The organism is Streptomyces sp. NBC_01176 (genome assembly GCF_045039825.1).
Taxonomy (GTDB): Bacteria; Actinomycetota; Actinomycetes; order Streptomycetales; family Streptomycetaceae; genus Streptomyces.
This window is the reverse complement of sequence record NZ_CP108600.1, coordinates 6839433-6861004: the sequence shown is the minus strand read 5'-3', so window position 1 is coordinate 6861004 and position 21572 is coordinate 6839433. Positions and strand designations below refer to the sequence as shown.

At 71.2% G+C, this 21572-nt stretch carries 19 protein-coding genes and 2 pseudogenes; 10 read left to right on the top strand and 11 right to left on the bottom strand.

Going from position 1 to position 21572, the window contains the following annotated elements; genetic code table 11:
- The first annotated feature begins 104 nt into the window (after positions 1 to 104).
- A complete protein-coding gene (locus OG199_RS29665; protein ID WP_356809808.1) occupies positions 105 to 623 on the top strand; it encodes a DUF4240 domain-containing protein in 519 nt (172 codons plus the stop codon).
- A 381-nt stretch (positions 624 to 1004) separates the two neighbouring features.
- Here OG199_RS29665 and OG199_RS29660 read toward each other — a convergent pair whose 3' ends face one another.
- Positions 1005 to 1796 (bottom strand): peptidoglycan recognition protein, encoded by a 792-nt coding sequence (locus tag OG199_RS29660; protein WP_401798747.1) that lies wholly within the window; start codon positions 1794 to 1796, stop codon positions 1005 to 1007.
- A gap of 1216 nt (positions 1797 to 3012) precedes the next feature.
- On the opposite strand from OG199_RS29660, the gene OG199_RS29655 reads away from it, so the two are divergent.
- Positions 3013 to 4197, top strand: a complete 1185-nt coding sequence (locus tag OG199_RS29655; RefSeq protein WP_356802072.1) for a MarP family serine protease — start codon at positions 3013 to 3015, stop codon at positions 4195 to 4197.
- 36 nt (positions 4198 to 4233) lie between these two features.
- Here the strand turns inward: OG199_RS29655 and OG199_RS29650 are convergent, their stop codons facing one another.
- A complete protein-coding gene (locus OG199_RS29650; RefSeq protein ID WP_356802073.1) occupies positions 4234 to 4722 on the bottom strand; it encodes a GNAT family N-acetyltransferase in 489 nt (162 codons plus the stop codon).
- Between the two features lie 71 nt (positions 4723 to 4793).
- Here OG199_RS29650 and OG199_RS29645 point away from each other — a divergent pair, with 71 nt between their 5' ends.
- Both OG199_RS29645 and OG199_RS29640 read left to right on the top strand, forming a co-directional pair.
- A complete protein-coding gene (locus OG199_RS29645; RefSeq protein WP_401798751.1) occupies positions 4794 to 5711 on the top strand; it encodes a TIGR01777 family oxidoreductase in 918 nt (305 codons plus the stop codon).
- A 522-nt stretch (positions 5712 to 6233) separates the two neighbouring features.
- Entirely contained in the window at positions 6234 to 7622 is a 1389-nt protein-coding gene (locus OG199_RS29640; protein ID WP_405832046.1) for an NAD(P)/FAD-dependent oxidoreductase, read from the top strand.
- An 8-nt stretch (positions 7623 to 7630) separates the two neighbouring features.
- On the opposite strand, the gene OG199_RS29635 is transcribed toward OG199_RS29640, so the two are convergent.
- Positions 7631 to 9109: a regulator gene (locus tag OG199_RS29635; protein WP_356802076.1), complete on the bottom strand. Its 1479-nt coding sequence runs from the start codon at positions 9107 to 9109 to the stop codon at positions 7631 to 7633.
- A 288-nt stretch (positions 9110 to 9397) separates the two neighbouring features.
- Here OG199_RS29635 and lipB point away from each other — a divergent pair, with 288 nt between their 5' ends.
- The 4 genes from lipB (at position 9398) to OG199_RS29615 (ending at position 12713) form a co-directional block, all read left to right on the top strand.
- Positions 9398 to 10192: a lipoyl(octanoyl) transferase LipB gene (lipB, locus tag OG199_RS29630; protein WP_356802077.1), complete on the top strand. Its 795-nt coding sequence runs from the start codon at positions 9398 to 9400 to the stop codon at positions 10190 to 10192.
- Positions 10193 to 10397: 205 nt separating this feature from the next.
- A complete protein-coding gene (gene lipA / locus OG199_RS29625) occupies positions 10398 to 11363 on the top strand; it encodes a lipoyl synthase (RefSeq protein ID WP_168527781.1) in 966 nt (321 codons plus the stop codon).
- Between the two features lie 319 nt (positions 11364 to 11682).
- On the top strand, positions 11683 to 11880 hold the full coding sequence (locus tag OG199_RS29620; protein ID WP_356802081.1) for a hypothetical protein: 198 nt from the start codon (positions 11683 to 11685) through the stop codon (positions 11878 to 11880).
- 131 nt (positions 11881 to 12011) lie between these two features.
- On the top strand, positions 12012 to 12713 hold the full coding sequence (locus OG199_RS29615; RefSeq protein ID WP_266698674.1) for a DUF4191 domain-containing protein: 702 nt from the start codon (positions 12012 to 12014) through the stop codon (positions 12711 to 12713).
- Between the two features lie 210 nt (positions 12714 to 12923).
- Here the strand turns inward: OG199_RS29615 and OG199_RS29610 are convergent, their stop codons facing one another.
- Positions 12924 to 13391, bottom strand: coding sequence for an RDD family protein (locus OG199_RS29610; protein ID WP_405832044.1), 468 nt, complete (start codon positions 13389 to 13391; stop codon positions 12924 to 12926).
- A gap of 199 nt (positions 13392 to 13590) precedes the next feature.
- Here OG199_RS29610 and glnA point away from each other — a divergent pair, with 199 nt between their 5' ends.
- Both glnA and OG199_RS29600 read left to right on the top strand, forming a co-directional pair.
- Positions 13591 to 15000 (top strand): type I glutamate--ammonia ligase, encoded by a 1410-nt coding sequence (gene glnA, locus OG199_RS29605; protein ID WP_266698676.1) that lies wholly within the window; start codon positions 13591 to 13593, stop codon positions 14998 to 15000.
- A gap of 231 nt (positions 15001 to 15231) precedes the next feature.
- Positions 15232 to 15765 carry a hypothetical protein gene (locus OG199_RS29600; protein ID WP_405832042.1) on the top strand — a complete coding sequence of 178 codons (534 nt, stop codon included), beginning with the start codon at positions 15232 to 15234 and terminating at the stop codon, positions 15763 to 15765.
- A 31-nt stretch (positions 15766 to 15796) separates the two neighbouring features.
- Here OG199_RS29600 and OG199_RS29595 read toward each other — a convergent pair whose 3' ends face one another.
- The 7 genes and pseudogenes from OG199_RS29595 to OG199_RS29565 all read right to left on the bottom strand — a co-directional run.
- Entirely contained in the window at positions 15797 to 17071 is a 1275-nt protein-coding gene (locus tag OG199_RS29595; protein ID WP_356802086.1) for a site-specific integrase, read from the bottom strand.
- An 84-nt stretch (positions 17072 to 17155) separates the two neighbouring features.
- Complete coding sequence (locus OG199_RS29590) at positions 17156 to 17401, bottom strand: helix-turn-helix domain-containing protein (protein ID WP_356802088.1); 246 nt, start codon at positions 17399 to 17401, stop codon at positions 17156 to 17158.
- Positions 17402 to 17792: 391 nt separating this feature from the next.
- Positions 17793 to 19274 (bottom strand): ATP-binding protein, encoded by a 1482-nt coding sequence (locus tag OG199_RS29585; RefSeq protein ID WP_356802089.1) that lies wholly within the window; start codon positions 19272 to 19274, stop codon positions 17793 to 17795.
- Positions 19267 to 20109, bottom strand: a complete 843-nt coding sequence (locus OG199_RS29580) for a bifunctional DNA primase/polymerase (protein WP_356802090.1) — start codon at positions 20107 to 20109, stop codon at positions 19267 to 19269. The genes OG199_RS29585 and OG199_RS29580 overlap by 8 nt, the downstream gene beginning before the upstream one ends.
- Positions 20106 to 20711, bottom strand: coding sequence for a hypothetical protein (locus tag OG199_RS29575; RefSeq protein ID WP_405834860.1), 606 nt, complete (start codon positions 20709 to 20711; stop codon positions 20106 to 20108). The genes OG199_RS29580 and OG199_RS29575 overlap by 4 nt, the downstream gene beginning before the upstream one ends.
- A gap of 180 nt (positions 20712 to 20891) precedes the next feature.
- Positions 20892 to 20999: pseudogene (locus tag OG199_RS29570) on the bottom strand (DNA cytosine methyltransferase); the annotation flags it as partial.
- Positions 21000 to 21097: 98 nt separating this feature from the next.
- Positions 21098 to 21382: pseudogene (locus tag OG199_RS29565) on the bottom strand (DNA cytosine methyltransferase); the annotation flags it as partial.
- Between the last annotated feature and the right edge of the window lie 190 nt (positions 21383 to 21572).

Genomic DNA, 21572 nt, shown 5'->3' with positions numbered 1-21572 from the left:
AAAGCGCCCCGTTTCTGCCGGTTCTACCGTCGGCATGTGCGCACATAACAATCTGCGGCACTCCGCGTGCGTCACTCCCGTTCAGGCCCGATGCTTGACCCGTGATGGACGAGACGGAGTTCTGGGAGCTGGTGGACACGACCCGCGAGGCCGTCGAGGGCGACCCCGAGGACCACGCCGACCTGCTCGTCGAACGGCTCGTCCAGCGGGACCCGGACGTCGTGCTCGACTTCGCCCGTCACTTCGAGGCCCGCTACAACCGCGCCTACCGCTGGGATCTGTGGGGCGCGGCGTGGGTACTGCTCGACGGCGCGAGCGACGACGCCTTCGACTTCTTCCGGTGCTGGCTGATCGGCCAGGGGCGTGAGGTCTTCGAGGGGGCGATGCACGACCCGGACGCCCTCGCCGAGCTCCTGGACGACTTCGACGAGGATCTCGACGGGGACGGCGAGGAGCTGGGGTACGCGGCGGACGAGGCGTACGAGCAGCTCACCGGGGTCGTCGCGCCCGACCTCGGGATTCCTCCGCCGTCGCCTGAGCCGGAGGGCACGCCGCTCGACTTCGAGAACGAAGGGGTGCTCTCCGAGCGTTATCCGAAGTTGTGGGAGCGCTTCCGGGGCTGAGGGTTCGGTTTCTCGCCCGCGCCGTACCTGGGGGCTGCCGCCCCCAGACCCCCGCCTCGGCCTGAACGGCCTCGTCCTCAAACGCCGGACGGGCTGGAAATGCGGGCTGCGGTGGATATGGGGACTTGGGCTGGAGGTTGCGGGCTTGTGGTGGAGATGCGGGTTGCGCTGGAGATGCGGCCTTGCGCTGGCAGTAGCGGCGTGTGCCGCATGGTTCCGGCCGGGGTCATGTCTTTCAGCCCGTCCGGCGTTTGAGGACGAGCCCTTCGGGCGATGCGGGGGTCCAGGGGGCGCAGCGCCCCTGGCGGGGGTCTGGGGGCGGAGCCCCCAGGTACGGGATGGGTCGGGTAGGGGCGGCGGGGGCGAGAAAACCCGGCCGGGTCAGCGGCGCCCCTGCAGGAACGCGGCCCGGGTACGGATCGCCGGAAGGCGAGCCGTCAGCGCGGCACCGGGACACGTGGTCATGAACCCCGCGTTGTGACCGGCCAACGTCGGCAGCACCACGGCGGTCCCCACGGCATACCGACTCAGACTGTTGCTGGACACGAGCCGCACGGTCCCCCGCGGATCCACGTCCGCCAGCCCCAGCTTCCACGCGGCGAGCGCCGCGATCGCCTCGGTCATCGCCCGCGGCACCACCGCCCCCTCCGTGAACGTACCGATGGCCGCGATCCCCGCGGTCCGGTGGTTGAAGCCCTGGGTGTGGGCGCCGGTGACGGCCCGGTCGACCCCGCCCGCGCGCCCCTCGTAGATCGTCCCGCACCGGTCGACGAGGAAGTTGTAGCCGATGTCGTCCCAGTTCCGGGCGCCGGTCTGCCCGGCGTAGAGGTACCGGATGATGCGGGGGACGTCGGCGCAGTCGTACGAGTTCGGCGAGTCGGTGTGGTGGACGAAGACCGCGACGACCCGGTCGTCGTACCGGGGCGGCGGCTGGCCGTGCGCGGTCCGGGCGTCCAGCCAGCGCGACCGCGGCACGATGGTCGGCCGCACGGCCGTGTGAAGAACGGGCCGCACGGCGGCCGGAGGCGCGGCGGTACGGGAGCGCCCCACCAGGCGCTCCACTCCGCGGGCGCACAGGACGAGCGCGACCACGGCGAGCAGCCCGGAGACACACCCGAGCACGATCAGCGTGGGACGCGTCGCCCACCGGCCCTGAGCCGGTCGCCACGCCACCCACCGACCCACCACCGGCCGCCACGTGGCCCACCGACCGGACACAGGTCGCCACGCCGGCCACCGGCTCACCACCAGTCGCCACCTGTCCCACCAACCCGGCTCCGGCCGCCACGCCACCCACCGGCTCACCACAAGGCGCCCCGCGGTCCACCACCCCCGCACCGACCGCCACGCCACCCGCCGCCACCTCGCCCGCCAACCCGGCACAGGCCGCCACGCCACCCACCGACCCACCACAAGACGCCCCGCGGCCCACCACCCCCGCACCGACCGCCACGCCACCCGCCACCACCTCGCCCACCAACCCGGCACAGGCCGCCACACCACCCACCGACCCACCACAAGACGCCCCGCGGCCCACCACCCCCGCACCGACCGCCACGCCACCCGCCACCACCTCGCCCACCAACCCGGCACAGACCGCCACACCACCCACCGACCCACCACAAGACGCCCCGCGGTCCACCACCCCCGCACCGACCGCCACGCCACCCGCCACCACCTCGCCCACCAACCCGGCACAGACCGCCACACCACCCACCGACCCACCACAAGACGCCCCGCGGCCCACCACCCCCGCACCGACCGCCACGCCACCCGCCACCACCTCGCCCACCAACCCGGCACAGGCCGCCACACCACCCACCGACCCACCACAAGACGCCCCGCGGTCCACCACCCCCGCACCGACCGCCACGCCACCCGCCGCCACCTCGCCCACCAACCCGGCACAGGCCGCCACACCACCCACCGACCCACCGCAAGACGCCCCGTGGCCCACCAACCGGACACAGATCGCCACGCCGGCCACCGGCTCACCACCAGTCGCCACCTGTCCCACCAACCCGGCTCCGGCCGCCACGCCACCCACCGGCTCAGCACAAGTCGCCACGTGAGCCACCAGCCCCGCGCCGGTCGCCGCGGCAGCCACCATCGCAGCCACAGCCGCAGCCACCCCAGCGCATGGCGAAGTCGCTCCCCGCCTGGTTCCCGCGATGCCCCTCGCGTCCTCCGGAAGACACGCATGCGCTCACCCTCGCCCGGATCCTCGCGCCGCGCGATGTGCGCTGTGCCACCTGGTGGAACCATCCCCCTGGTCCGGAACGTTTTCACAGTTCCACGCACGCGTGGGCCCCCTCGTGGGACCACGCGCGCGTGCTGATCACTGAGCCCGCCCCACACGTACTAAGGGGCCCTAGAGAAAGGCGGCTCCGTGGACCTGCTCGACATCCTGCTGATGCTCGTGATCCTGGCCTACGCGGCGTCCGGCTACCGGCGCGGCCTGGTCGCCGGCTGCGTCTCGCTGGCCGGGTTCGTGGGCGGCGCGGTCATCGGCGTATGGGTGCTGCCCTGGATGATGGACCTGGTGACGGCGGGGACGTCGGCGGCGACGGTGACGGCGGTGCTGACGGTGCTGGTACCGGCCGTGGTGGGCCACGAACTGGCGGGCCGGCTGGCGCTGAAGCTGCGCCGCGAGCTGGACCGGGGGCCACTGCGGGTGGCCGACGGGATCGGCGGGGCCGCGGCGAACACGCTGGCCGTACTGCTGGTGGCCTGGGTGACGGCGAGCGTCCTGGGCGCCTCCTCGTCCGCCCTGATCACGCAGTCGATCCGCGGCTCGGCCCTGCTGGGCGCGGTGCAGAACGCGATGCCGGACACCACGCCCACCTGGTTCTCACGGGCGACCTCCGCGCTCACGGAGGCGGGCTTCCCGCAGGTCTTCAACCCGTTCGAGAACGAGCCGACGGCGGGCGTCGCCAAGCCCTCCGGGGACAGTGTGACCGAGTCCGCGACGACCGCGGCCAAGCTGAGCACGGTGAAGATCGAGGGCGCCGCGGGCAACCAGGGCCGGGAGGGCAGCGGGTTCGCGTTCGCGGCGCAGCACGTGATGACCAACGCCCATGTGGTGGCGGGCATCGACAACCCGACGGTGCGGGTGGGCGGCGTGGGGCGGGTGTACTCGGCGCGTGTGGTGCTCTTCGACCCGCAGAAGGACGTCGCGGTCCTGTACGTCCCCGCTCTCCGGGCGCCGGTCCTCCGCTTCGACACCGGCGCCGCGCGGGGCGACTCGGCGGTTGTCGCGGGCTACCCGCAGGACGGCGGTCTCGACCTCCAGGCGGCGACGGTCGCGAACCAGATCAACGCGCGGGGCCAGAACATCTACAGCACGGACACCGTCACCCGGGAGATCTACTCGATCCGCTCCACCGTCCGCCCGGGCAACTCCGGCGGGCCGCTCCTCACCACCGAGGGCAGGGTGTACGGGGTCGTCTTCGCCCGCTCGACCTCGGACAACGAGACGGGTTACGTGCTGACGGCGGGCGAGGTCAGCGGTGACGCGCAGCGGGCGGCGCGGGCGACGGTGCCGGTGGACACGGGTGACCTGGTCACCTCGTGAGGCGGGCCGACATCGGTCAGTTGCTGCGGAGCGGGGTCAGAGGCTGCGGCCCATGAACACGTCGTCGACGTACTCGCCGTCGAGCAGGAACTCCTCGGGCAGGACGCCCTCCACCACGAACCCCTCGGACTCGTACAGCTTCCGCGCCGGGGTGTTGTGCCCGAGGACCCGCAGCGAGATGCGCCGGGCGCCCTGCCGCCGGGCCTCGTCCTGCACGGCCCGCAGCAGCGCCCGCCCGACGCCGGCGCCGCGGGCCTCGCCGGAGACGGCGAGTCCCTGGATCTGCCGGACGTGGGAGTTGCAGGCGAGAGACGTCGGGTGGCCCAGCCGGACGTAGCCGACCAGGACGCCGTCGAGTTCGGCCACCAGGTGGTCGCGCGGCCCGAACCGTTCGTTGTAGAAGGGCTCGTACGGCGGCCGGGGGCGGGGCATGACCGCGTGCAGCGTGGACCAGGTGGCGCGGTCGAGACGGCCGAGGGTGTCCTCGTCGTCCGGCGTGGCGAAGCGTATGTGCGGTACCGGCATGAGGATCACTGTACGGCGGTGTCACGCGGCTCCCGCCCGTCTTTTCGCGGGCCGCGGGGCAGGATGGGCGCATGAACGACTCACCGCTTGCTCCAAGTTCCCGCGTGGTGATCGCCGGTGCGTCCGGCCTGATCGGTTCGGCGCTGACCCGCTCCCTGACCGCGGACGGCCACGAGGTGCTCCGTCTGGTGCGGCGCGCCCCCCGCACCCCCGGCGAGGTGCGGTGGGATCCCGAGGGGCGCGGGGTCGACGCGGGGGCGCTCGCCGGGTGCGCGGCGGTGGTGAACCTCGCGGGGGCCGGGATCGCCTCGCGACGGTGGACGGAGTCGTACAAGCGGACGATCCGGGAGAGCCGGGTGCGGGGGACCGAGGTGCTCGCCGAGGCGGTGGCGTCCCTCGACGAGCGGCCGGCGGTGTTCGTCAACGGGAGCGCGATCGGGTTCTACGGCGACACGGGCGAGCGCGCGGTGGACGAGTCGGCGCCGGCCGGGGAGGGGTTCCTGCCCTCCGTGTGCGTGGCGTGGGAAGGGGCCGCCGACGCGGCCCGTCAGGCGGGGGTCCGCACCGTGCTCGCCCGTACGGGGCTGGTGGTGGCCCGGGAGGGCGGGGCGTGGGGGAGGCTGTTCCCTCTCTTCAAGGCGGGGCTCGGCGGGCGTATGGGGGACGGCGATCAGTACTGGAGTTTCATCTCCGTGCACGACGAGGTGGCCGCGATCCGGCATCTCATGGACACGCCGTCGCTGTCCGGGCCGGTGAATCTGACCGCGCCTCAGCCGCTGACCAACCGTGAGATCACGGAGGCGATGGGGCGGGTGATGCGACGGCCCACGGTGCTGGCCACGCCCGCGGGGATGCTGCGGCTGGCTCTCGGTGACATGTCCGACGACATCCTGGGCAGTCAACGGGTCCTGCCCACCCGCCTCCTGGAGTCCGGCTTCACCTTCACGTACCCGTCGATCGAGGACGCGCTCCGAGCGGCTCTCCGCTGACGCTTTTTTCTCTCGTCCCCGCCGCCCCTGCCCTCCCCCGAGCTCTCGGCTCCGCTCGTGCAGGGGGACCCCCATCATCCCGAACCTGGGGGGCTCCGCCCCCAGGCCCCCGTTCGGCCTGAACGGCCTCGTCCTCAAGCGCCGGACGGGCTGAAGGCATCCCCCCGGCCGGAGCCATCAGCACCGCACCCGCCCGGAACCATCCGGCGCGGGCCCGCATTTCCAGCCCGTCCGGCGTTTGAGGACGAGCTCTTCGGGCCAGGCGGGGATCCAGGGGGCGCAGCGCCCCCTGGCGAGGACCGGGACGGAGGGCCTGGGGAGGGGGATGGGCCGGGTAGGACGGCGGGGGCGAGGAGCCCCGCCCGTGCACGGCACCGTATGCACCCCCATGCGACCGTGCACACCCGACGCGCGACTCCCCCACGCCGTCCGCACACCTACTCTCGACCCGAACTCGGGTATTCCCAGGGCATGTTGGGGGCATGACGTCCCCACCGGCCGCGCAACCTCGAGGAGGGGCATGTGCTAGAGCCCGTATGTCAAGCGGACGTGGACGTCGTCATCGTCGGGGCCGGAGCCGCGGGGCTCGCGGCCGCCCAGCACCTGACCAGAGCGGGGCTCACCACCGTGGTCCTGGAGGCCGCCCCCACCGTGGGCGGCCGCATGTCGACGGAGAAGGTGGACGGTTTCCGGCTCGACCGCATCGGCCGGCTGCTGTCCACGTCGTACCCGGAACTGCGCCGCACCCCGGGCCTGGACGGCCTGACCCTGCGCCCGTTCTCCCCGGGCGTCCTGCTGCACAGCGACGGCCGCCACCACCGCGCCGGCGTCCTCACCCCCCGGAGCGCAAGGGGCGCACTCACCGCAGCACGCGCCCTCGCAAGCGCCCCCCGACTTCCCCGGGCCGCCGCCCGGAGCGCCTCCCGTCCTTCCCGGAGCCAGGGCGGCGTCCCCCGGCCCGGCCCACTGGGCGGCCCCCTCGACCAGACCCGCCTCACCGCCGCCCTCGCCCGCCTCGCGGCCACCCCGCCGGAGCGTCTCCTGTCCCGCCCGGAACTCCCCGCCGCGCGGGCACTGGCCGCCCGGGGACTGCCGCCCCGTACGGTCGACGGCTTCCTGCGCCCCCTGCTCGCCGCGCTGTTGTGCGATCCGGACCTCACCGCCTCCAGCCGGGCGGCCGACCTGGCCCTGCACTCGTTCGCGTCGGGCCGGCTCTGTCTGCCGGAGGGCGGCGCGGACACCCTGCCGGAGCTCCTCGCGGCCTCCCTCCCGCCGGGCACCGTCCGCACCGGCGTCCAGGTCACCGCGGTCTCCACGACCACCGTGACCACCCGCGACCACGGCCGACTCACCTGTCGCGCCATCCTGCTGGCCACCGGCGCCCGCGACGCCGCCCGGCTGCTGCCCGGACTGCGCGTCCCGGCCTTCCACCCGGTGACGGTCCTGCACCACACCACGGACGAGCCGCCGCTCGCCGAGCCCGCCCTGCTCCTGGACGCCGACCGTGGCGGCCCGGTGGCGCACACGGCGGTGGTGAGCCAGGTCGACCCGAGCCGCGCCCCGGCCGGGCGCGTCCTGATCTCGTCGACGGTGCTGGGCGTCCCGCCGTCCGCCGCCCCCCTCGACGCGGCGGTCCGCGCCCAGCTGGCCCGCCTGTACGGGACGCCGACGGGCCGCTGGGAGCTCCTCGCGGTCCACCACACCCCCGACGCCGTCCCCGCGATGCCCCCGCCGCACGACCTGCGCCGCCCCGTACGCCTCCTGGCGGGCCTGTACGTCTGCGGGGACCACCGCGACACCGGCACGCTCCAGGGCGCCCTCCATTCGGGCCGCAGGGCCGCCCAGTCCCTGCTCGCGGATCTGGGCGCCCGGCCGGCCGCGGCCGAGGAACCGCTGGAGGCGGCCGCCTGACCTCCGGGTCACCCGAGCGCGGCCACCCGGTCCCGGTAGCCGCGCACGGGTGCCGCGTCCCGGTACGGTTCGAGCCGGCGCTCGAAGTCCCGTACGTACTCGACAGCCCGTACCGACCGCATCTCCGCCGCCTGCCCCGCGGCCTCCGCGCCCAGCTGGCAGGCCTGGTCGAGCTCTCCGAGCCCGAGCCGCGCGGTGGCGAGCACGACCCGGCAGAAGAGCCGGCTGCGCGCGTACCCGGGCGCCCGCAACTGCAGCGAGCGCTCGGCGTGCTGCGCCGCGGCCCGGTACTGCTGCAGATCCCGGTGGCAGTGCCCGAACTCGTCGGCAAGCTGTCCCTCGTCGAAGAACCGCGCCCAGTGCGGGGCGTCGTCCCCGGGCCGGGCGGTCTCCAGCGCCCGCTCGGCGCGCACCAGCGACGCCGTGCAGGCCCGCACCTCCCCGAGCACCCCGTGCCCGCGCGCCTCGACGGAGTGCAGCAGGGCCTGCACGACGGGCGGCGCGGACGAGCCGACGCCCTGCTGGGCGACCCGGGCGAGCTGTACCGCCTCGCGCCCGTGGCCGAGGTAGACCGCCTGCCGGCTCATGGTCACCAGCACGTAGGAGCCGTACGCCCGGTCCCCGGCCGCCTGCGACAGCCGCAGCGCCTGCACGAAGTAGCGCTGCGCGAGCCCGTGCGCGGCGATGTCGTACGAGGTCCAGCCGGCCAGGCGGGTCAGGTCGGCCGCGGCGGCGAACAGGCGCCGTCCGGTCTGCTCGCCGTAGACGCCGCGCAGCATCGGCTCGGCCTCGTGCTCCAGGTAGCGGACCAGTGCCTGCCGGGCGTGGCCGCCGCCGTAGGCGTGGTCGAGGGCGCGGAACAGCTCCCCGACCGAGCGCAGTGCGGCGATGTCGCCGCCGGTGACCCGCTGGCCGGGGCCGCGCTCGGTCTGGTTGCGCCGGCGGGCCGGCGGCTCTCCCGGTTCGAGCGGGGCCGGGAACCGGGGGGAGGCGGGGCGCGCCTGTGCCGGGATGCGCGCGCCGGTCTGGTCGCCGCGGCCGACCCGGTCGTCGGCCCGGCCGATCAGCCAGTCCCGGCTGGGGACGACGAGTCCCGCCGGGGTGAAGGCGATCTTGCGCAGCTCGGCGTGGCTGCCGGAGTCCTTGCGCCAGAGGCCGCTGACGATGTCGACGGCCTCCTCGGGGGTCGCGGCGAACTCCAGGCCCGCGTAGACGGGCGCGCAGGCGTCGAGCCCGAGGTCCTGTGCGGTGAGCCGTCGCCCGAGGCGGCGGGTGAACACCTCGGCGATGAGCGCGGGCGTCGTGCCCCTGGGCTGCTGCCCGCGCAACCACCGTGTCACCGATGTCTTGTCATATCTCAGATCGAGTCCGTGTTCGAGGCCGAGCTGGTCCACGCGGCGGGCGAGACCGGCGTTGGAGAACCCCGCTTCTGCGATGAGCGCGGCGAGCTGGCGGTTGGGAGTGCGCTGCGCGGGTCGTTCCGTCATCTGCGGTGCGGTCTCCTGCCTTTCGGGCACCACTGTGTGCCCGCCTGTGAGCAGCCCTTATGGCCTCGTGAACGGCGCGAATGTAGCTGAGCGTGAGCACCCGATCGCACCTTTCGGCATACATTCATCCGATCGTGTGAGGATTGCCCTTTGGGCTGACGCGCAGGGCCCGGACGTACAGTGGCGTGGGCGCGTCACGTACCTGACGAAAGGTTCTTTCGCGTACCGGACAACGGTTCCGCGGATGTACCGGACCCGCGGTCGTGGACTTCGAGGGAGGCGCTTGCCGTGAGTGAGCTGCGGTTCGTCCGCATGGGATTCGGTGCCGATGCCGTGGACTACCAGGAGGCGTGGGACGAGCAGCGCCGGGTGCACGCCGCCCGCTTCCTGGACGAGATCCCCGACACCTGCCTGCTCCTGGAGCACCCGCCGGTCTACACGGCGGGCCGGCGTACGGCGGACAACGAGCGCCCGCTCGACGGCACGCCCGTCGTCGACGTGGACCGCGGCGGCAAGATCACCTGGCACGGTCCGGGACAGCTCGTGGGCTACCCCATCCAGAAGCTTCCGCGCCCCGTGGACGTGGTGGCGCACCTGCGGCGCCTGGAGGAGGCCATGATCCGCGTCTGCGCGGAGTTCGGCGTCGAGACCAGCCGGGTGGAGGGCCGGGCGGGCGTCTGGGTCCTCGGCGACCCGGTCGAGCAGCGCCCCTCCGGCGGGCTCTCCCTCGACTTCGACCCGCGGCTCGCCGACGAGGAGTTCGACCCTCGGCTGAACGGCCCGCAGTACGCGCCCTCCAACGCCGGCCAGCGGCGCGAGGACCGCAAGATCTGCGCGATGGGCATCCGGGTCGCCAAGGGCGTCACCATGCACGGCTTCGCCCTGAACGTGAACCCGGACACCTCGTCCTTCGACAAGATCATCCCGTGCGGCATCCGGGACGCGGGCGTGACGTCACTGGCGTACGAACTCGGCCGCGAGCTCACCATCGACGCGGTGCTGCCCGTCGTGGAGAAGCACCTGGGGGACGTACTGGGGAACGCGGACCTCAGGCCGCGCGAGGTGGAGCGGGCGTCCGCCTGACGTCCCCCTCCGGGGAGCCCCGGGGAACGCACCGGGAAGCACGCGGGAAACCGCTCCGGGCACGGGAACCCTCCGGAGCGCGCGAAACCGCGCGACCGGTCCCGGGAATGCACCCCCGCTCCCCAAGGTTGCCCACCCCGGGGAGCAAGCACCGCACGGGCGTACCCTGGTGTACGCCGAAGAATCGAAGCTACAGGGAGCCGATGTGTCCGCAGTCGCACCCGACGGACGCAAGATGCTGCGCCTGGAGGTCCGGAACGCCCAGACCCCCATCGAGCGCAAGCCCGAGTGGATCAAGACCCGGGCGAAAATGGGCCCCGAGTACACGAAGATGCAGAGCCTCGTGAAGAGCGAGGGGCTGCACACGGTCTGCCAGGAGGCGGGCTGCCCCAACATCTACGAATGCTGGGAGGACCGGGAGGCCACGTTCCTGATCGGTGGGGACCAGTGCACCCGGCGCTGCGACTTCTGCCAGATCGACACGGGCAAGCCGGAGGCCCTCGACCGTGACGAGCCCCGTCGCGTGGGCGAGTCCGTGGTCACCATGGACCTGAACTACGCCACCATCACCGGTGTCGCCCGCGACGACCTGGAGGACGGCGGCGCCTGGCTGTACGCGGAGACGGTCCGCCAGATCCACGCCCAGACCGCCGAGCGCGCGGAGGGCCGCACCAAGGTCGAGCTGCTCGCCCCCGACTTCAACGCCGAGCCCGCCCAGCTCGCCGAGGTCTTCTCCTCGCGGCCGGAGGTCTTCGCCCACAACGTGGAGACGGTCCCCCGGATCTTCAAGCGCATCCGCCCGGGCTTCCGCTACGAGCGCTCGCTGAAGGTCATCACGGAGGCCCGGGACTACGGTCTGGTCACGAAGTCGAACCTGATCCTCGGCATGGGCGAGACCCGCGAGGAGGTCGGCGAGGCCCTGCGGCAGCTCCACGAGGCGGGCTGCGAGCTGGTGACCATCACCCAGTACCTGCGCCCGTCCGTGCGCCACCACCCCGTGGAGCGCTGGGTCAAGCCGCACGAGTTCGTGGAGCTCAAGGAGGAGGCCGAGCAGATCGGCTTCTCCGGCGTCATGTCGGGCCCCCTGGTCCGCTCCTCCTACCGCGCCGGCCGGCTGTACCGGATGGCCGTCGAGAAGCGCGGCGCGTACGTCGCCTCGCAGGCCGTCTGACCGACGCGCGACACCCCCCGGACGGAGCAGTCGGGGGAAACAGGTTCGACCCGAGCGGTGGCACTGAGTGCCACCGCTCGCGTGTGAGTCGGCGCACAAGCAACTACCGCCGGGTAGTGGCCAATTCGGCACCATCGCGTCCGTCCCCGCAGTTGGGGACCCCCGTCAGGACGGCGTCAGGCTCGAGACCTGCTGCATCAAGGCTTCATTGGTGTTTGACCGGTCGGTCACGCCCTGGTAACACCAATCAGTGACCCTGGTCTTACACGACGTACCGCCCCGTCCCAAGAGCCGTCATCCCGAGGGGGGACCTCCCATCATGCAGGCCGCGCCCGTACGCGCCACCGCGATCCCGTCGTTCACCGATGCACTCCGTGCCGTCGAGTCGCTGCTCATGAGCAGTGGCCAGCGCACCGCCCGCCGCAACGCCTGGACCTCCGTCCTGGAGGACCGCCGTCGCGCCAAGGACCGGGTCGAGGCGCAGCGTGTGCTGGAGTCCGTGGCGACGCTTCCGTAGCCGCCTGGAGTCCGTGGCGACGCTTCCGTAGCCGCCGCGCGCCTCGCCGCGCACCCCGGTCGCGGGCGCTGCCGCCGTCCGCCCGGACACTGCCGTCGTCGGGCCTTGCCGGGCCACGTAGACTTCGTGGCATGGCGAGGAAGGAACCTGCAGCGGACGCTGCGAACCCCGGGCGACTCAAGCAGATCGTCCTGACCTACAAGATGACTCGCAAGGCCGACTCCAAGATCGGTCTTGTACTCGCGGCAGTCGGAATCGTCACCCTCGGTGTCTTCCTCGCGATCGGCTTCCTGATCGGCCACCCGGTCTATCTGGGCATTCTCGGCCTCCTGCTCGCCTTCCTCGCGTCGGCGATCGTCTTCGGGCGCAGGGCCGAGCGGGCCGCCTTCGGGCAGATGGAGGGCCAGCCGGGCGCCGCCGCGGCCGTGCTGGACAACATCGGCCGGGGCTGGACCACCACTCCCGCGGTGGCGATGAACCGCAGCCAGGACGTGGTGCACCGCGCGGTCGGCAAGGCCGGCATCGTGCTGGTGGCCGAGGGCAACCCGAACCGGGTGAAGAGCCTGCTGGCGGCCGAGAAGAAGAAGATGGCGCGGATCGTCGCGGACGTACCGGTGCACGACGTACTGGTGGGCACCGGCGAGGGGCAGGTGGGGCTCAAGAAGCTCCGCACCACGATGCTGAAGTTCCCCCGCGTCCTGACCGGCGCCCAGGTCACCGCCACCAACGACCGGCTGCGGGCGATGGGCGACCTGATGAGCAACATGCCGCTGCCGAAGGGCCCGATGCCCAAGGGCATGCGGATGCCGCGCGGCGGCCCGAAGACCCGCTGACACCCCTCCTACGTACGACGAAGGGGGCGACCGGATCTCTCCGGTCGCCCCCTTCGTCGTATCGGGACGTCGTATGAGGGCATCGTGCCCGGCGTGGCACCTCTCCCGCATCAGGGCGCGGCACCTCTCCCGCATCAGGTACGTCGCACCCGGACGCCGTACCTCGCATCAGGCCGCGCCTCGGGAGGTGCCGGCGCCCCGGAGCGGAGGCTAGACGCGGACCTCGATCGTCCGTGCGAGGCGGTCGTGCAGGCCCCGGCCGTCGCGGTCCCAGATCAGGGCGGGGACGGCGACGCACAGCAGGGCGGTGCGCAGCAGGGCACGCAGCGGGTTGAGCCGCCCGCCGCCCTCCGGCACGATCCGCAGGCCGAACAGCCGCTTGCCCGGGGTGGAGCCGACGGTGCCGACCGTCAGGGCGCCGAGGGCGAAGAAGACGAGCAGCGCCCAGTTCCCGGTCGCCTGGCCGTAGCCGTCGGTGAGCAGCCCGTATGCGATCAACATGCACAGGGCCCAGTCGACGGCGAGGGCGCCGAGGCGGCGCCCCGGACGGGCGATGGAACCGGGCCCCTGCTCCGGCAGACCGAGCTGCTCGCCCCGGTATCCCAGTTCCGCGCCGGAGTCCTCCATGGCCGCCCGGGGTCCGGAGAGCCATGATCCGATTGCTTGCCTGTTGTCCACCCGTCCACGGTACTGCGCCCGTTTTGGCATACGGACACGAGGGGCCCGGGGAGCCCCGGTCGGTTAACTTGGGCGAAACAAATGGGTCACGCTGGAGAAATCCCCCGTCCCTATGGTCGGCCCCAGCGTGTGCCACCGCACTGGCCGCACGAACGAACTACCACCCCGGTCCACAGTGGGCGGGAGTAGGAGGAGCTGGATGTTCCAGAACGCCGACGAGGCCAAGAAGTTCATCGCGGACGAGGACGTCAAGTTCGTCGACGTACGGTTCTGCGACCTGCCGGGTGTGATGCAGCACTTCACGATCCCGGCCGAGGCCTTCGACCCGGCCGAGGAGCTCGCGTTCGACGGCTCCTCGATCCGCGGCTTCCAGGCCATCCACGAGTCCGACATGGCGCTCCGCGCCGACCTGTCCACCGCGCGCGTCGACCCCTTCCGCCGCGACAAGACGGTCAACATCAACTTCTTCATCCACGACCCGATCACGGGCGAGCAGTACTCCCGTGACCCGCGCAACGTGGCGAAGAAGGCCGAGGCCTACCTCACCTCGACCGGCATCGCCGACACCGCGTTCTTCGGCCCCGAGGCCGAGTTCTACGTCTTCGACAGCGTGCGCTTCGACACCAAGTCGAACGAGGCCTTCTACCACATCGACTCCGAGGCGGGCGCCTGGAACACCGGTGCGCTGGAGGACAACCGCGGTTACAAGGTCCGCTACAAGGGCGGCTACTTCCCCACCCCGCCGGTCGACCACTTCGCCGACCTGCGTGCCGAGATCTCCCTGGAGCTGGCCAAGTCCGGCCTCCAGGTCGAGCGCCAGCACCACGAGGTGGGCACCGCCGGCCAGGCCGAGATCAACTACAAGTTCAACACGCTGCTCGCCGCCGCCGACGACCTCCAGCTCTTCAAGTACATCGTGAAGAACGTCGCCTGGCGCAACGGCAAGACCGCGACCTTCATGCCGAAGCCGATCTTCGGTGACAACGGCTCGGGCATGCACGTGCACCAGTCGCTGTGGGCCAACGGCGACCCGCTGTTCTACGACGAGGCGGGCTACGCGGGCCTCTCGGACACCGCCCGCTACTACATCGGCGGCATCCTCAAGCACGCCCCCTCGCTGCTCGCCTTCACCAACCCGACGGTGAACTCGTACCACCGCCTGGTCCCCGGCTTCGAGGCCCCGGTCAACCTGGTCTACTCGCAGCGCAACCGCTCCGCGGCCATGCGTATCCCGATCACGGGCTCGAACCCGAAGGCCAAGCGCGTCGAGTTCCGCGCGCCCGACTCCTCCGGCAACCCGTACCTCGCCTTCTCGGCGCTGCTGCTCGCGGGCCTCGACGGCATCAAGAACAAGGTCGAGCCGGCGGAGCCGATCGACAAGGACCTGTACGAGCTGGCCCCCGAGGAGCACGCGGGTGTCGCGCAGGTCCCGACCTCGCTCCCGGCCGTCCTCGACCGCCTCGAGGCCGACCACGAGTTCCTGCTCGCGGGTGACGTCTTCACGTCCGACCTGATCGAGACGTGGATCGACTACAAGCGCACGAACGAGATCGCGCCGCTGCAGCTGCGTCCGCACCCGCACGAGTTCGAGCTGTACTACGACGTGTGATATCGCCCCAGGTCAGAGCGGGTTTCCGCTCCCCTGGGCCGTGTGTGGGCCGTCGGCCGTGCTCTTCCTCCGCTGGAGGGAGCACGGCCGACGGCCTTTTTGGGCCCCTGCACCGCAACCACTGTCGAGGGCCCAGGCCGCCCGCACTCAAGCCTCGTTCTTTATGGCGCTCTTGCGGTTAACGTGCCTAGGGGTGCCCCTCATCGAAGTTGGACAAGGGACCGGGGGATCGTGGACGAGACGTTTGACGTCGTGGGAGAAGCACTGTGTTGCGCCGCAGCCATTCGGCTGGGCGGGGCCGTGCAGGTGCTGACCGAGCGATCTGGCCTGCTTGATCACTACATCCCGATCAGGGCGGGAGTACAGAGCATCACGGCTTTTCTTGACGGCCAAGCACTCGACGACGCCTTGCTTGGCTCTGCGTTTGCCGAGAGCTGGTCCCTGGGCGTCAGCTACCCGATAGGGCTTGGGGGCCGTGCCTTCGTCAACTGCTGGTCGTCTCTGGTGTTCGGCACGGTGGGGCTGACCAGGTCGAAGCAGCAGGACTTCGGTCCAGCGCAGGCGCTGGACTTCGCGTCGGAGGCGGCGGCAGCTTGGCCATCCGCCGTCCGTATCGGCTCCTTCGACAGCCTGGCCCGCTTCGAGTCGGCTTGCCAACAGGAGGCGGAGAACCGGCTGCGGAAGGACGGTCTGCCTGCTCTGTGGAAACTGGCGGAAGTCCGATCGAAGCAGTATCGCCAGGTGGCGGAACAGTTCGTCTCGTAGTCGACGCCTCAGCCCGTGAACCTTCGTTAGCTCACCCGTTAAAGGCCGGCGCATCGGCTTCGCCGGGACCGGAGTGCGCACCCTGTACGCCGAACGCGGCGTCGATGGCCCTGCGGGCACGGTCCTGGCTGTTCGGCATGAGGTGCGTGTACGTGCGGAGCGTGAATCCCGGGTCCGAGTGACCGAGGTACTCGGCCAGAGCCTTGATGTTCTCTCCGGAGTCCAGCAACACCGACGCGTAGTAGTGCCGCAGGGCGTGCATGCCGTGCTCACGCGACGGCTCGAACCGCTCCCCCGGTCCCCGTTCCGGGATGACGCCGGCCGCGATCAGGGCGGGCTTCCACAGGTACATGTTGAAGTAGTTCCTGTTCAGCGCTTTCCGCTCCCGCGAGTAGAACAACAGCCTGGCCGTGACCGGCGGTCCGTCCGGGGTCTTCCACGGCAACGTGACGTCGATGGGGGGCCGGCGGGTGATGTGGGTGGCGAGCGCAGCCGACACGACATCGGGCAGAGGTACGTCGCGCAATTTGCCGCCCTTGGGCGGGGCGAACACCATCTGCGGGCCGATCAGCTTGACCTGTCGCACGACGTGCACGGCTCCCCCGACGAAGTCGACTTCATCGACAGCGAGCCCGAAGATCTCACCTTGCCGCAAGCCACACCCGGCGCCGACATCGGCAATCGGCGCGTACTGACTCGGAAGTCCGCCCCGGACCGCAACAACCCGATCACGCGTCCACGGCTTGAGCTTCCGCCGATCCAGCTTGGGGGCCCGTACGGAACCCGCGCGGCAAGGGTTGCGGATCAGAAGGCCGTCGTCCACGGCCGCGGCGAACACCGCAGAGACATTCGCGAAGACCGTCCGCTGATACGACGCTGCCATGCCGGAGTCGGCAAGGGCCCTTGCCCACGTCCGGATGTGGACGGGTTGGAACGCGCTCATGGAGCGAGAACCGATGTAGGGGAAGGCGTGCAGCCGGAACCTCAACTCCATGTTCACGATGGTGGAAGGGTCCGTGGTCTGGGACGCCAGCCACTGACTGGCAAACTCCCTGAACGTCACCTTGCCCGAGGAGGGGTCGACGTACTGACCACGGGTCATGTCAGCCGCGATCTGGCTCAGCCATATCTCCGCAAGTCGCTTCTGCTTGTCCGGGAAAGACTTGCTGCGTTCACTCCCATCCGGCGCTACGTAGCGCGCCCGGTAGCGCAAGCCCGTCCCGTATCGCTCGGTCTTTTCCCTGATCGTCTTACCGTTGGGCGCCGTCTCGGTCTTGTACCAACGGTCTTGGATGTGGCCTGCCATGCGGCAACGTCCCTCTCTACGCATGTGGAAGGGAGGGCCGCGGGTGCGGCCCTCCCTGGTGAGGCGATGCAGTGGCGGGTTGTGTCAGGCGGCTGCCCGGTCGGCGCTCTTTCGCTCGGTGACGTAGGCGTGTACGTCGGTGGGGTCGTATCGGAGGTGCTTGCCGATGCGGAAGCCGGGCGGCCCGGTGCGCTTCCTGCGCCACTTGTAGACGGTTTCGAGGGGCACCTCGAACATCTCGGCAATGTCGTCGGGAGTGAGGTACCGGTCCGGCAGGCCGCGGCGGAGGGTGCTTCGGGCGTCGGATTGAGCGGGACGAGATCGGCTCATGGGGGCCTCGGCATCGAGTCGGGGTGCTCGGGGGCTTGCTCGCGGTGTGTCCGTGTCCGAGGTTCGGATTTCTGCGTCACCGCGTCATCAGCGTCACTTGAGGCTCTGACCTGCTGTTTTGGGTGACGCGCCGGTTCGGGGCTGCGTCACCGCAGTTCGCGCAGGTCAACGGCCGTTTTTCGGGCCGGGTGACGCGGGTGACGCGGGTGACGCAGCGTCTTCCTACTTAGGACAAAGAAGGGGCTGCCTGTAGTACTCGGGTGCGCCTTACAGAGCGAAGAAGGAGCCGCTGCGCGGCGCGACCTTGGGGCGGCGTTCCACCGAACTGCAAGAGGAGCACGCCCGTCGCGGGTGCTCCTCTTGCTGTTGGCTTGGGCGTGCGGATCGCGGGTCAGAAGGCTTGCGTCTGCTCGTGCGGTGGCAGGGTCAGGGCGACGGTGCGGGTCATTTCGAGGTAGCGGCCCGCCTTGGTGCGGCCCGAGTCGATGAGGACACCCCGGGCCGCCAGCGTGGGCTGGAGGCGCTTGAGCCGGTCGGAGAGGACTTTGCCGGTGGTCGGCCACCCCTTGGGCAGAGGACGGCACTCGTCCCCGCTGTAGACGCTGCTGAGGCAGGACAGCCAGTCTGTGGACGTCATCCGTTGCGCCGTGCCCGGCTCGATGGTGTCGGCATGCCGCAGGACGGTCTGCGCGAGGAGGTCCCCCTCGATCACGTCGTCGTTCAGGTCGTCCAGACTCGCCCGGTACGCCGGCAGGGCCCCGAGGCCGGTGGCCGCGTCGAGCTGCGCGCACAGGTGGGCGAAGTCCGCCATCCGCAGATCGGTGGGGGTCTCCGCCTCCACCGCGCGGACCTTGACCGTTAGGTCCAGCAGGGAGCCGAGGACCACGGGCAGGACTTCCGCGTAGTCCGCCCACAACTCCGCCTCAGTTCGCCGGACACGGGGCCGCTCCAAGCGCAGCGGCAGGAGCCGTTCCGCGAGGTCGGGGCGGATGACTCCGACGTCGACACCGGTCAGGAGAAGGGGCCGGCGGTAGCCAACGCGGAAGACGTCCCCGTCGGTGAACAGGGCCCGCTTGACGCTCTCGGCTCCGGTGACGATGCAGCACATCGCGTCGGAGAGATCCGGCGTCATGTGGGAGAGGTTGTCGAGCGCGGTGATCCATCCCGCCGCCACGGCCGCGATCAGGTTCTCTTCATCCTTCGGCGCCCGTCGCAGGTCACCGCTCATCCCCTCGATGATCCGGGTGAGCATCCGGCCCCCGGTCGACTTCCCCGCCCCCTGCGGTCCGGTGAGAAACGGCGCGGGCACGGGCACGGACGGCCCGAGGCAGCCGATCAGCCAAGCGATGGCCAGGCACTCGGTCTCCGCGTTGGCGAAGTTGCACAGCCGCATCAGCAGGTCGATACCCTTCCCGTCGGTGTCCTTCGCCGGCAGGGGAAGTTCTCCGGTGAGCTGTGTGCGCCGCCAGCACACCTCGCGAGGGTCGGGGGTGAGGATGTCCCATCCGGTGGGGTGGATGCGGACGGACTGTCCGTCGTCGCGTCCCAGGTCCAGCCACGTCGCCCCGTCGAACCCGGGGGCGACGCGGATGTGCACGGCGTGCGTGTCCGCGTCCAGTGCGAGGGCTTCGATCAAGTCCAACGCCTCTTTCATCGCTGACCCGTTGAACACGCCGTGCCCGTCCTTGTACAGGCCGACCATGAGTTCCTGGCGGTGGCTGCCCGTGGTGCCCTGGGAGCGGATCGGGCGGGCGACGGGGTGGTCGTTCTTCTGCGCGTACACGGTCCCGTCCGCGGTGCGGAAGTACCGGAAGCGCTCCTGCGCGTAGTCCGCGATGACCTTGCGGGCCGGGTTCTTCTCGTCCTCAGACATGGCTCAGTCCCAACGTGATCAGAGCATTGGTCCACGCGTCGGTGCAGTGCCGGGGCGATTCGCCTTTGGCCTGAGCGGCGGTGAACAGCCGCGCGGCTTGGGCGTCGGTGAGGCATCCGCACCGGCCGTGCGTGGACAGCACCGCGAGGAACGTCCGGTAGACGGTGGCGTGCACCGCGCTGGAAGCCGCGGTGATGCTCTGTTCCGCCATGGCGATGCCGCGTTCAAGATAGGTCGGTGTGCGGTGCGGGCACGCCCAGCCCCCGACCGGCGCGGGCACGGTGACGGCCGCCGTGCGGGCCGGGGCCGGCTTCTTCACGATCAGGGCGCGCACGGCGTCCGGCAGAGGCGCCATGGCGCCGGTGCCAAGACCGAGCCAACGGGCGTACTGCATAAGAGACTTGATGTCCACGCCGGGGCGTACGGCGTTGGCGGACTGCATGGGCCCCATGTAGAGCCAGTGCTCGCCGCGCGTCGTCGGAACCATCCAGGTGGCGGGCAGGCTCGCGCGGGCCCACGCGATGGCTTCCACGTTGTCGAGATCCACGACGGTGAGGTCGGCGCCGCCGGGGTGGTAGGCCACCCCGGCCGCCTCCTGCCACGCCCGTGCCCAGAGGGGTGAGTCGATGACGTTGGGGTCCGTGGTGGCGGCGGCCCATCCGTGGCAGGGCGCCGGGCAGGTGCAGGGGCCGGGGGTCTTCATGTTCGGCCGGCCACCGCACGCGTTGCCGACGCAGGTGGGGCAGTTCCCGAAGGGCGTCTTCCCTGCCCTGAGCGGCAGTGCCGGTACGCCGGTCGCGGCCAGGCCGAGGGCTGTCCGTAGATGGGTGCTCATGCTGCGGTCTCCCGTTCGAGCCGTGCCGGTGTGCCGGCTCCGAGGAGCAGGCTGTAGGCGTGGTGGGCCTGTTGGGGGACGACGCCGTTGCCGAGGATCTTGAGCTGTTCCTTGCGGGGGATGCCGGGTACGTCGGTGACCCAGCCGGCCGGGAGTCCCATGAGCCATTCCACGAAGCCCGGGGAGAGGCGGCGGTTGCTGCGGGTGCCGGATTCGGTCGGGCAGGGTCCGGGGCGTCCGGTGACGGCTTCCCACCGGTGGATGGCGGGGCCGTAGTCGGTGCCGTCGCCGGCCACCCATTGCGCGTCGAGGCGGACGGCCTGGCCGGGCAGGTAGTAACGCCCGCTCGTATCCCGCTGGTTGGGTCCCCCGTGCGGGCCGTCCGAGGCTTTCGGGGTGGGCAGCAGATCACGGACCAGGTACTCGATCGAGGGCCGCGAGCTCGCACCCCCGGATGCGGACCGGTTGGTGCCGTAACGCCGGGCGGTGGGGGTGGGCAGCAGGTTCACGACCACCTCGTTCAGCGGGCGCGCGTTGCGGCCGAGCAGGTTGGAAGCGCCCGATTTCCAGTCCCGTGCCGCCGGCGTGGGCAGCAGGCTCACTCCCCTTCCGGGGGCCACAGGGGCAGCAGGAAGACCACTTCGTCCTCCAGCGTCGGCCCGTGCCCGCCCTTCTTGCGCTTGGCCGGGGGCTGCGGGCCGCCGTTGACCCCAAGCTGTGAGGTGGGGGTCTTCAGCAGCGGGATGGGCAACTGCGAACCAGCGGTCCCGCGGGTGCGGGGCGCCGACTTCGGGGTCACCAGCTCGTAGACATGTCCACCGGACGTCATACCCGTGCGCGGCCAGGTCCTGGGCGACGACGTCCAGCCCCCGCGAGCGGAGCGCCGCCACGTTTTCCAGGAACACGAGACGCGGTCAAGGACGCCCACAGCCTCAGCGACGTTTTTCCAGACCCGAGACCACTGCCCATGGATTCCGTCCCTTCGTCCAGCGTTCGAGATGTTCCGGCACGGGAACCCCGCGCCCACGACGTCCGGCCGGTACAGGTCGCGGACCTGCTGCCAGTCGACGGCGGTGATGTCCCCGAGGTTCGGCACCCCGGGGTGATGCGCGGCGAACACCGCCGCCGCGTGCGGGTCGTTCTCCGCGTAGGCGGCGACCCGGCCGCCGATGCCCGCGCGGATGGCCGTTTCGAGTCCGCCGTAGCCGGCGCACAGGGCGACGACCGTCGGGGGCCTGTCAGGGGCTCGCCGGATGTCAGTGGGTTGCGTCATGCTGAATATCTCCAGTTCCTTGGTGAGGTGCTGGTGAGCAGGGGCGGCCCGGTTTCTTTGGCGAGAGGGGGCCGCCCTTGGCGTAGCTGCCCGAGGTCGTCGCGGATGGCGCGTCTGTCTGACCGCTCGGGCGTTGGCTCTTCGGTTCGTTACTGGATCTCTGACCCTGGGTAGTGGCCGGGTACTTTCG